Here is an 11,635-nt window from a genome sequence, read left to right as displayed (position 1 = left end):
TGAAAATGTATGCAGCGTATTCATGATAAATCACATAATGGTCATTGGATTTATCTTTACGATAATGATGTTCCTATTCTTCTACCTTGTCTCTATTGTCGATACACTTATGTGACTGGTCTTTCGGTTGTTCATGAGAAAAAACGTATTGAAGGCAAAGGCAATTTCGAGTTCTTACTCCAAGAGGATGAGATTGGAGGTGATGCTCAATATGTACGTGGACATCAACTTGGCCTGTTCTTAGAATGGATAGAAGATTATAACCACCCTTCAGTTACCCTTGCGTGGCATACCGCCCTTCCTGCCGAGTTCATTAATGAATATATAAATGAATACCTCATTGTAGAAATGCAAAAAAGCGAAGTCGTTGTGAACAAAGCCATCACTTCCCTTTGTAGCTATTACCACTGGTTGACTTACTTTTTCGATACAAACTTTAAAAAGATATTTATTTTCTCTGAATACAGAGCATTAGCTAGAGGAAATAATAAGTCTAATCTCATTGTCAAATACCTTCTTCCTGCGACAAGGGAGCTCCTTTATCGACATACAGACAGTTTGCTAGAGGAAATTGTTCTTCGAAATGGTGGGGAGTTAGGGTGTAGGACTTCTGAGAACCGAGGGTTGTATTTGGCTGATTTTAAAGCTGACGGCAAAATCCGTCTGGGTTTACAGAGCTTATTTAAGAAATTGAAAGAATCACCTGAAAAGGAAGAGTTTGAGTACCACCTCTCTTCTTTGGATGCGAAATACGGCTCTGCCCGAACACTCTATATTCCTCGTACTCACCTAGAATTGATGGAGCGTTACTGCAATACGGAGCGCCCAGAGTCATCGTCGAATCATTTGCTTGTTTCTAACTCTAGCAATTACACGAAAGGAGAAGAGGTTAGCAGAAGGTACGGAAGTGCTACTTTTTCTAAGACACTAAAGAAGCTGTTAAAGGTAATGAGTGAAAACCCAGAGGCTTATTCAGGTTATCAAACGTTAGATGAGGGCAATGTTTACCATCATTTAAGGCATTCGTTTGGAACAGATATTTTCTACGATTTATGTGTTGCTGCTAAAAAAAATTACGAGTCAATCACAACGGAATCAAGAGTTTATATTGAAACCGCTCGGCGTCTTGGCCATAAGGTAGATGGTAAGCACGCTAACCAAACAACAAAAATCTACATTCATGCTTGTGGAGAGCGAGAAGCTCTATTAATGGAGGTGGTTAATGGATAAAGCGCTTTCAAGTTCTGAGATAGAAGAGCGACTAAAGCATGACTTTAAAAAAGAACAACCAGTTACTGCATTTGAATTGCCTTTTACAGCTACTTCAATAATAGTGCCGAAAACAGAACAATATGCTTCGCACATACTATTATTGGATGATGTTAACACGCCTGATAAGGTGATTATATATAAAGCAATGATTGCTGTTTATAATTATGTGTTCTTTGATAAAAGTGCAGCTGTAACAGCTAAAGATGTTTTCTCATCAGCAGCAAAACCCTTCATTTCATGGTTAAACTCTTACAAAATTAATAATCGTTACGAAATTTTAAAGCGTTATGAATCTGATCGTATGGATGAGCTTGATAATCATGGTGGTTATAGCCCACTAAGAGCCCTCAATTGTATTATTGGGTATGCAATTGAATCGGAAGCTCTTAGTAAAGAGTTGAGTAGCGAAGATTATACATTTCTTATTGAACTAAGAAAGACGAAACCTGCACCTAACTTAAACAAATCACAAAAATCCATAGCGAGTTATTTTGGTGCGTTAGACTGGTTGAGAAGAGAAGATATTGGCATTGGGGCTGAGTTATATTCGGCTTTAGCTTCACCGAAGTTAGCCATCAACTCATTAAGTTTGACAGCTGCAACTTTGATTATTGAACTTAAAGAGTATAAAAATGAACTTCAAACATTGATCAAGAGTACCGAACCTCAGTTAGCACCTTTGTTAGATTTGAATTTTAAAACTCTTTCAAGGAGTAAAAAGAAATGTCTAATTGGGGAGGTGGTTTATTTAATTGTGTGTGCTTATCATCGACTAGATAAACCATCATATACTCTTCAATCCGCTCTAGGAGTTTTGCTATTGTCGAATGCATCTAGTCAAAGTAGCTACTTCAATCTATTAAATGTATTAAAGAGTCAGACTGAATGCGATAGTTTGTTTTTAAATAAAAAATTCAACACGGATAAAGTTAATGCTGAATATTGTAGAGATAATTTCACCGCTATGAGAGATGGAAATCTTTTCTCAATTGATGTAGTTAAAAACTTATTGCGTAATGAAGTATCAAAAGCTGTCACCAAAATAGAAGAAGTTATGTTTGCGTGGTTAATGGCAGGGTTAACGGTACAGCCGACAGATATACCTAAACTTACTAATTCTGACTTCAGGTTAATGAAAGTTGGTGGTCGAGTGACACGTATCGAATGTGAATACTTCAAAGGGAGGTCAAAGCTTTTTCACGCTACACGCTCCCTTTCAACTCGAACGCGAGAAGGAAAGGCATTATTGGTTGTAATGGAGCAACAAGAAGAAAGCCTACCTTTTTATACTAAGGTGGATCTTTTTATAAGTAATGGTATTAACTCACTTTTAGGGACTTTAAATTTACTGCTTCAATCAAGTAGTATTTCTATGGTGTTAAAAACTGTACACTCAAAGCGAAATATACCTTGTCTAATGCCCCTAACACTTTGCTCTCTGATATCGAATGGAATTCATACTTCTAATTGTGTTGCAGGCGCTAATAAAGTGGCATTAGAAGACAGACAAAAATTGGTAAGGCAATCACAATCTCCTTGTCAGTTAAATTTGTTTGGTTTTCAATTAATAAAAAATAGCGCAGTTCATGCCTTTAGCGATCCTTATACTTTAGAGTACCTCATTAACCGCAACTCTCATTCAAACCAGACAGAGAAGGTTAACTACCTGACTGAAGATAATGAAGCGTGGATTAACAACTCAGGAAGAATTACTCGTGAGGTAATGTTTGATTTAATTCAGAATGTCTTTAATTTGGGCTTTGATCGTGATGATGCAGAACAATTAAAACGATTTAACAGCGAATTTATGGCGGTGACAGAAAGTATCTCTTATAGGCGTGAAGAAATGAACTCAAGACTTCGTATGATAACTGGACAGGAAAAAGGAAAAGTGAATGAAGTAGGAGTTCTCTCATTGAATGATAAAAATGAAAGCGAATCTTTATCTCCTATTTATGTAGTTGATAGCTCAATCACAGTTCTAAAGATGTATAACTACCTCCATGAATTTAAAAAAAATTACAAAAAGATACTTGCGAATAATTCAGACTTTTTGTTTAAGACTGTTATACCAACCGTTGAATGGATCGAGGGTACGCTCAAAAAGATGAGTAAACAATCACTACGAAAGGGTAGAGACCAATTTGATTTAATGATTAAGAATGGCGTAGTGATTAGCGTCTTTAATTCTATGTAGTTGGAGGTTATATGACATTAAGTGTACTAAATTGTCCAATTGATAATTTTTGGCATGAGAAAAATCTAAAATTAAAGGCGAACCCGTTCTTTATAAATGAAAGAGGTGATTTTTACTCTGATGTTTGGAGTTTTAGAAAAAAACAAGATGGCAGTATAACACCGATTGATTTTTCATGGTTTGATTCACCTGTATATAGCTTAAGTTCAATTGCAACTTATATCAAAGATAATTATGAGTATATGTTAAGCAGTAAAGCATATGCGAAGTTGGCCTGTCTGGAAATGTTGACGCCATCTAATATTGCGTATGTCCAACCGACCTACCAAATGATGCTTCATTTATTTGCCTTTTTTAAAGAGAATAATGTTTCTATCCTAAATATATCACTAATGGAACCTTTCTGGACATCATTCATGGGACGAACGATAAGCCCACATGGTTTAGTGAATCGTGTATCAACACCTTCATATCGTGCCTCTATCAGACGAGTGTCTTTTCATAAAATAAGAAATTCACTAAAAGCATTAGGTGTGGTGGGGGTGATTGAACCTAAACTCACACCTAAAATAGTTGAAAAAATTTTAGATGATGTATGCCAAACGCAGTATAGCATTACGCTAGCTGAGTATAAAAAAGGAGGTAGCTTTAACTTCCTTGGTTTAGAGCTTGGACAATATTATGTCGATTACTTGAATGGTGTTTATCAGCAGGATTTTCTTTATGTCTTAGTGTGTAAAAAAACCTTTAAACATTGTATTAATAAGTACTCTATCGGAAGTTTTGAATCAAAAACGAATAATCGCCTATTTAATGTAATGCTTTCTGCTGTGTTTGGCGGCGAGGATTATGCGGCTAATTCTCATACTAGAGGTATTAATCATATAGCACTTAAAGTTAATGCTGAAAATATCCTGTTTAATGAATATCTGAAGCATTTTGAAGCAGTAATGTCGCTAAAAGATAGTAATATTGAAGCTTTGGTCTATGAACTAGGTTTATCTACTCGAAGCGATGCAATGGAATTAATTCGAGTCCTGATGTTACAAAAGCATTTAGGGTTGGATGGGCATAAGACACCAGATGAGGTATGGCAAGGTTATTTATTGTCACTGGATCAGACTTTCTTAGGAAGTGAGTCCCTGAATGAAACTTTAGTGGAAGATCTGTATAAAAAAATGCAATTAATCATCGACAAGAATAAATTAGAAAAAACTCAGTTTCTAGTAGATATTCAAAAGTGGGCAATTGAGCAAATCTCCTATTCGGAGAATAAAACGTATGAAAACTTTAAAACGGCACTCGACATTACACTATATGCGATGACAAGTTTAGTGGTTGCGTGGACTGGTTATCGAAGATCAGAATTTGGATTTCCATTGAGTGCTATACGCCCAGAACCTAACCTAGATATTTTAGATAATGCTCATGTGCCATTTCGTTTTAAATTAAAATGGCTTGTTCCTAAAACGAGTGGGTCAACTAAAATTAATCGAGAAATCACATCGCAGTGCTATCAAATTGCGGCACAATTGAATGATGTGTTTGGGAGTTCAAGCAATGAACCTTGCTTGTATAGGTTTGCAAATAATAATTTTAAAAAAGAAAAGTTAAACAATTCTGATGTTTGTATTAGTAATAGAGTTATCGCTAATTGGGAAGGGTTTGTAGATTCGTATTCACCCTTTAATGACGTAGTTTTGTTAGACAGATTAATTCAAAAAGAGATTTGTCTGTTAACGAACACAGAACAAGAAAAGCTTAGGAAATTATCTTTGATGTATGAGGTCGGTAGCGCGCGTTATGAGAATTTATTAACTTGTGCCAAAGAGGTGAAAAAAGATTGGCTTCGTCTATCAAATTCCTCATTCAATGGAGCTAGAGCGCAAGAGCGTTTTAAATCTTCTTTAATTCAATATATGAAAGATAATGAAGTCGATAACATTAAACATCAGCAAATAATAGATACTTATCTTTCTGATGAAACTAAAAATCTATTGACGAGTAATTCGATAGATTTAAATGATAAAAAAACAGTTATGGATATAACCTCTGAAATATTAGAGGGGGTTCGCTATCCATCTGCTCATGCTTTTCGTCACATTTGGGCTGAAGCGGTATTAACGCGCTATCAGGGTGATGTAGGGGCAGTAATTCGCCATCAATTTGCTCATTTAGACAATTCTTTCTTTATGGCGTACTTGAGAGATAAAGACGCACGGGGGCTGATGGCCTCGGCAAAACAACGCTATTTAAACACCATTGTTGAAACGTTGATTATCGAATCAAACCACATTGGTGAGCGGTATATCGGGGGGGTAGCCCAGTTTGTCAAAAAGGCTGTCCACTTAACACAGGTTAAAGATGAGAGCGAGCTCACTGTTCGTGAACGGCGTGCATTAAGCGAGGCGATTGCTGGGAGGATCATCGATATTCAACCGAGTCGATTTGCTACGTGTATTCCTCGTGATGGTGGCGAGAGCCGTGCCAAGTGCGCCCAAATGGGAAGCTTAAATCCACAGGATGCAAAACTCGAATTTTGTCTAAATTGTATGAATGCTTATATTTCGGAGGGGAATATCCGGGGAATTTGGCAAACAGTTCAGCCAATGGTTAAAGAGGCAATGCAACCAAATGGGATTGGCTTTTTACTGGAATCTCACCTTCCTGCCTTAACATCAAGTTTAAGGCGAATCAAAGAGCTTCGAAACAGTAGGAATGAGGAAAGCGTAGACAAAATATTGTCAGCGATAGAGGATGCGGTCGATTCAATTAAGCGCAAAATGGCAGTGGAGACAAAACAGTATGGCTACGAATGATCTGGATGAATTGTTCACCGATGACTTCCTTGATTCGCTGGATGATGATTCAACAGTTGAGCAGAGCGTCTCGGCCTCCTGGGTGGTTGATGACAAAGACCACACCACTTACAAAGCTTACCATGCGATTCTTGAGTTGAAGGCACAGGCAGAGAAAGCAATTGAGAACTTTGGTGAAGTCGAAACAACAAAAACGCCGAAATTCTACCAGTTGAAAAAGTCACATGTGGCTAAAGCAGTGGGCGTATCAGCACAGAGTATTTTTAACACATCCTCTTTCAGCCCTCATATTCGTACTTTCTTTGATGATATTAACGATGAGCTTCTTAAGCGGCATCAAACCGAACAGAAGAAACAAGTCAAACGGAAAAATACGGGACTTAGAAGGAAAAAGAAGGAGGTGGTTGTGGTGAGCCATCAAAGTCTAGAGAAGAAATACAATGCTCTCAAGGCTCTCACGACCAAAGAGGTGCTAAACCTTTCAATTGAGAAGATGCCAATCGATCTTAAGGCTAAGTTAGGCTTGTAAATAAACCTATGTTCACAACCGAAAATACGGCTTTAGACAGGAAAAAGAGTTCTTGTTTTTAAATCACCGAGCTTCACATAAATGATAGGTACAAAATTGCCCCTACTCATACAAATACTTCTGAAACCCAATAAACGTATCTCGTATAGCCATTGGCGAACCAAATTGCTCAGCAGCATCGCTTATCGTGTCGTACTTAAGCTCAACTAAACTGCGCATTTTCTTGGCTGCCAGCTCTTGAACGCCATCTTCAATGTACTTGTCTAAAATAAATTCAATAAACTCGATTTGGTTTGGGGTGAATTCACTCGAAATTCCAGGTTTCGCAGTTGCGACGCGTTCTTTTCGAGTATGGGTTTCTCTGGCGTAAGCGACAAAAGACAACAGGTCATAAACGTCGCTATCTTTAGCATCGATAATTTCTTTCATGCTATCGAGTTTTTCATCGTCGTAACCCGCTTCTTGTGACTTGGTGAACTCAAGATCATCAAGGTACTTTAGAAACAGCATCCATGATGATTGCTCTGTGTCGTCGAGCTCTGAAGAACAGCCGGCGTCTTTATGGAAGATGTCGTCGACGTTTTTAAATACTTGTTCAAACATGTTTTGAATGTCCTGTCACGGCGGTGCTATTGGGAAGATGGTTACTGCTAACTTCACCGAAAAATCCCATAGAAAATTGAGTTCTGAATTTAGGGTGGAATATACCCTTTTTTCTTTAGTCTTTACTTTGACTTAGTGATGCGATGAGTGTCTTTCTTTCGCTCTCAGTCATTTGAGAAATAATGCATGCTAACTCAGCAGAGCTTTCATCTTCACAGAAGAAATAATTGAGCGGCACACCAAGCTCATCAGCGATGAGCTTTAAGGTTTGAACATCTGGGGCGTGCTTGCCTTTCTCGTATTGATTCATTCGAGGGCTTGCTGAACTTGCATCCATACCTATGCTTTCTCCCAAGGCTTTTTGAGAGAGCTTTGCTTTTTTTCGAGCTTGTTTGAGTCGCTCTGGGATTGGGTTTTTAAATGACACTTAGATTTCATTTCTCTGAGCTCAAGTTGACTAAGATTTTCTTAGTTTTATGGATTTCTGTATACTAAGCAATCCTTAGTTTTTTGGTTGGTGTAATTTTGGAAATGAAACGGGCTCGAAGAATTAGTGCGGTCATGCACAAGTTATTGATAGAGAATGGGTTAGATGGGTTCACCGTGCTAGAAGCGAGAGATTTATGGCTATCACTTGATAATGTGGACTCCAATTCTGCCGAAGCTCGTAAAAAGGTGTACCGAGCAATTTTTCACTTTGAAAGGAAAAGTTGGTTGCGAAGTGAGGGCTCTGGCCGGAAAAAACGTTACTTTCAAGCGGATCAATTCAAAGCGTTGTATGACAATGTAACCGCGAATAATCAAGCAGATATAGAACCTCAAGTACCTGTTCAAAACTATTCCATTTTGAGTAATGAACGTAATGAATATAAGGGTGAACTTGAGATCGTACTTGGGGAGATTGACGAATATCAATCGATCGTATCTCGATTTCCTGAGCTAGAAAATAAACTAGCCCCTTTGCATCAAGAGGCTAAAGAGCGCGCCGCTTTATTGCTCGGTAAAGTGAATGTTTTAACAAGGGTTCTTAATACTCTCTATGAAGGAGATAAACCGTGTTAAGGGAATGGCAAGGTGAATGCTCAGACAGAGCGTTGGAAAAATATCAATCCAACGGCTCCCATTTCTTTTGCCAAGCTACCCCAGGGGCTGGTAAGACAGTACTTGCCGCTAATATTGCATCAAGACTGCTACAAAGTGACATGGTAGATCTTGTATTGTGCTTCTCGCCATCATTGATGGTTTCTGATGGTATAAAAAGAACCTTTTCATCGATACTTAATTGCACATTTAATGGTGGTATGGGAGCTATAGGGCAATCTTTAACATACCAATCTATCCAGTTTCTCAATGATGAGTTTTGGCAAACATTGCGGAATCACAGGGTCTTTGTTGTCTTTGATGAAATACACCATTGCTCTGGCTCTGAGGTTGAAAATGCGAACATTTGGGGGCAGCAAGTTCTCACGAAGATTCAAGGGCTTGCTACTTTTACCCTCGCACTTTCAGGTACACCGTGGCGTTCAGACTCTTTACCCATTGTGATGGGTGAGTACAGCGACCCAGACGGACAGCTTCTTGTTGATTACCAATACACTCTTAAACAAGCTATAGCTGATGGTGTTTGTAGAACGCCCAAAATCGTCTTGGTTGATAATGAACACTTGTCTGTTAGTAGTAGCGAAAAAGTCGAATCCTTTTCATCAATATTAGAGATGCTTAAACAGACAAAAGCATCCTACCAGAGTGTTATTCACAACCAAGAGGCGATGGAATATCTACTCGGTTTAGGATGTGAGCAGCTAGAAAAAGTACGTCTCAGATCACCCAATGCCGGTGGGCTGATTGTTGCAGCGTCGGTTCAACATGCGCAAACAATCAAAGAGATACTATCTCAAAAGTTTGGGCAAACCGTTTCTATCGTCACTTATCGACATGAAGAACCGCTAGCAGAAATAGAGCGTTATCGGCAAAGCGACGCACAATGGATTGTTAGTGTAGGTATGATCAGTGAGGGTACTGATATTCCGCGCCTTCAAGTATGTTGCCATATGAGTTCAGTCAAAACTGAATTGTATTTCAGGCAGGTGCTCGGGCGAATACTTCGTGTGAATAATACAATAAACCAACAAGCGTGGTTATTCACTTTTGCAGAGCAAAGTCTGATTGAGTTTTCTGAAAGGATTGAACAGGATATTCCTGAGTCTCGTCGCTATGTAAGTATGGGGAAACCTATCGAAACAGAGTTCTCTGGTCGAGGAAATAACTTAGGTATCGCGCCTGCGCTTGAGTCCCAAAACAGCGAGAGAACAACAGTATCTTGGGAAAGCAGTACAGAAAGTTCAAATAGTCTCTATGGATCACTAGATACCTTTGATGAACTCCGGCTTGGGACATTTAAACAGAGGATTATTTCAGCCTTCTCTTCTATGTGAGCAAGGAAGCCGCGGGCTACAATGATTAACTAAAGAGACATTGGAGTATCGAAATGAACTACTTTTCAGAGGACCCCTTCTAGGTAATGTAAACCTGGAGGTTAAATGAAACAGTTAAAACAGCAGTACCGAGAACGCATTAAATACCAGCGCCAATACCTTTTGGATCTTTATCCGAGCGTTCGCAGTGGAACCCACAAGCACTTTTCTACCAAGCAGGAAAAGAGCTATTATTTTCTTCACAAGGTTGAGTGTAGAGGTTATCCGATTAAACTGCGAGCCGCGCGAGGAAGAGCGTTAGCTAACCCATGGGACGACTACCCATCGTATGTGTATGGCCTAGCAAAAAGTTGGAAGCATAACTCGAGGCGTCAAAAACAATACTACCGATAACCCATCAAAGCTCTCTATTCTGGAGAGCTTTTTTATACGAAATACTCTCTTCAATCGAAGGCTAATCATCAGCATCACTATGGTGCTGTTTTAATAGTAACTCATTGATTTAAATGTTTATTACTTGATGATTACGCTAGCTGTTCTTAAGTGATCCACCCACATCGCAAGGTGCGATGCGCAGGTTGCGATGCGCAGGTTGCGATTCGCAAGGTGCGATGTGAAGTTAAAACAACCTGGAATCTTGCTTTAACTCGACTACAACGTAAGAAGCGGTCTATGACAGTTCAGCTATCTGGGGGCAATAAATTTTGAACGATTTTGTCTTTATAATTGGTGGTTTTAGCCATTTCTTCAGTTAAATTTTGTTCATTTTTGGAGCTTGTAGCACTTCTAAAGGGATCAAAAATCACAATAAAGATTGACCAATTTCTAACGCAGTTCTGGACAAAAACGATTTAGACCTATAGCTCCAAATCGTTTATTCAAGATTAGAAAAAGTATCTTGAAACCTTAAATGCTTGTATGCAAAATTCACCCTTTTGCTTCGACATATTGGTACTCACCGCTCTGACTATCTTTGTATTCATTATAAAATGCTTCAAAATACTCACCGTCTCTTCTCCGCGTAACCCCAATTCCCAGCAAATGATAACCAGAGTTTTTATAGCCCAAAATTTCGTTTGCGACAGCGTCTACTATGTATACGATCTTGTCAGGGTCACGCTCATAAACCGGGACTTTAATACCAATTGGGTCAAGCACAACAAAATCGTTTTCTTCTGGGATATTAAAATCGAATTGAAAAAGAAGACTTACTTCTTTAGCGTAGTCAAAATAAGTTTCAAATAGAACTGGCGACTTGCCCAGACGCCCAACAAAATTCGGACGAGATTTAACCTCTGAATCAAACTTAATTACACTATCTATGGTTGTATTTGCTACGGCACTTTTTGACTTATATAGGTCTAAATACGAATCCAAATCCTTTAATTCTTCATACAATGCGCCTCGCGTAAGAAAGCGAATACCGTGTGCTTTTTCTAAAGCATCCAGCAAACCAAAAAAATTAACTTGATCAGCATTAGTCTGGCTCGCCAATAGTTGCGTTTTTGAGATCTCTGCTGACCGCATAGCTGCACGAGCTGCTAGAAATGTACAGAGAGCTGTAAGCACAATAGCTACTGTCTCGACAAAATCATCAACTTTAAGTATTAGGTTAACTTCTTCGACTACAATCGTTCCTAACGACAAGTGATTTAGTCCTTTTTTTTGCTATAGTGCCCGCTTAAACGGACAAAATTTGTTAGTTATAATGTGGAGCGAATCTAAACCTAAGCAACTGTTTTTTTTGTTACGTTTAAAGCGCTTGTTGAACGAAGCCGCT

General features: G+C 38.7%; 9 protein-coding genes. 6 read left to right on the top strand and 3 right to left on the bottom strand.

Annotated elements, in window-relative coordinates:
- Positions 1–9 precede the first annotated feature (9 nt).
- From AB4507_RS09990 to AB4507_RS09975, 4 genes are read left to right on the top strand one after another with little or no spacing between them, the layout of a single operon-like run.
- Positions 10–1,230 (top strand): hypothetical protein, encoded by a 1,221-nt coding sequence (locus tag AB4507_RS09990; RefSeq protein WP_102281803.1) that lies wholly within the window; start codon positions 10–12, stop codon positions 1,228–1,230.
- Positions 1,223–3,469, top strand: coding sequence for a hypothetical protein (locus tag AB4507_RS09985; protein ID WP_102281801.1), 2,247 nt, complete (start codon positions 1,223–1,225; stop codon positions 3,467–3,469). The genes AB4507_RS09990 and AB4507_RS09985 overlap by 8 nt, the downstream gene beginning before the upstream one ends.
- A gap of 11 nt (positions 3,470–3,480) precedes the next feature.
- The gene (locus tag AB4507_RS09980; protein ID WP_102281798.1) at positions 3,481–6,288 is read left to right on the top strand and encodes a hypothetical protein; all 2,808 of its coding nucleotides are present in this window, start codon (positions 3,481–3,483) and stop codon (positions 6,286–6,288) included.
- On the top strand, positions 6,275–6,817 hold the full coding sequence (locus AB4507_RS09975) for a hypothetical protein (protein ID WP_102281797.1): 543 nt from the start codon (positions 6,275–6,277) through the stop codon (positions 6,815–6,817). Before AB4507_RS09980 ends, AB4507_RS09975 begins: the two co-directional genes overlap by 14 nt.
- A 102-nt stretch (positions 6,818–6,919) precedes the next feature.
- Here AB4507_RS09975 and AB4507_RS09970 read toward each other — a convergent pair whose 3' ends face one another.
- On the bottom strand, positions 6,920–7,420 hold the full coding sequence (locus AB4507_RS09970) for a type I restriction-modification enzyme R subunit C-terminal domain-containing protein (RefSeq protein WP_102281795.1): 501 nt from the start codon (positions 7,418–7,420) through the stop codon (positions 6,920–6,922).
- Positions 7,421–7,535: 115 nt separating this feature from the next.
- Positions 7,536–7,847 (bottom strand): helix-turn-helix domain-containing protein, encoded by a 312-nt coding sequence (locus tag AB4507_RS09965; RefSeq protein WP_102281793.1) that lies wholly within the window; start codon positions 7,845–7,847, stop codon positions 7,536–7,538.
- Positions 7,848–7,951: 104 nt separating this feature from the next.
- On the opposite strand from AB4507_RS09965, the gene AB4507_RS09960 reads away from it, so the two are divergent.
- Positions 7,952–8,482: a hypothetical protein gene (locus AB4507_RS09960; protein WP_102281792.1), complete on the top strand. Its 531-nt coding sequence runs from the start codon at positions 7,952–7,954 to the stop codon at positions 8,480–8,482.
- Positions 8,476–9,855, top strand: a complete 1,380-nt coding sequence (locus AB4507_RS09955) for a DEAD/DEAH box helicase (RefSeq protein WP_102281790.1) — start codon at positions 8,476–8,478, stop codon at positions 9,853–9,855. Before AB4507_RS09960 ends, AB4507_RS09955 begins: the two co-directional genes overlap by 7 nt.
- Before the next feature lie 927 nt (positions 9,856–10,782).
- On the opposite strand, the gene AB4507_RS09950 is transcribed toward AB4507_RS09955, so the two are convergent.
- Positions 10,783–11,502 (bottom strand): hypothetical protein, encoded by a 720-nt coding sequence (locus tag AB4507_RS09950; RefSeq protein WP_102281787.1) that lies wholly within the window; start codon positions 11,500–11,502, stop codon positions 10,783–10,785.
- Between the last annotated feature and the right edge of the window lie 133 nt (positions 11,503–11,635).

This window comes from Vibrio sp. 10N.222.54.A3 (assembly GCF_041474095.1).
In the GTDB taxonomy this organism is placed as follows: domain Bacteria; phylum Pseudomonadota; class Gammaproteobacteria; order Enterobacterales; family Vibrionaceae; genus Vibrio; species Vibrio crassostreae_C.
Note: the sequence above shows the minus strand (reverse complement) of the source record. Positions and strands in the feature narration are given on the sequence as shown.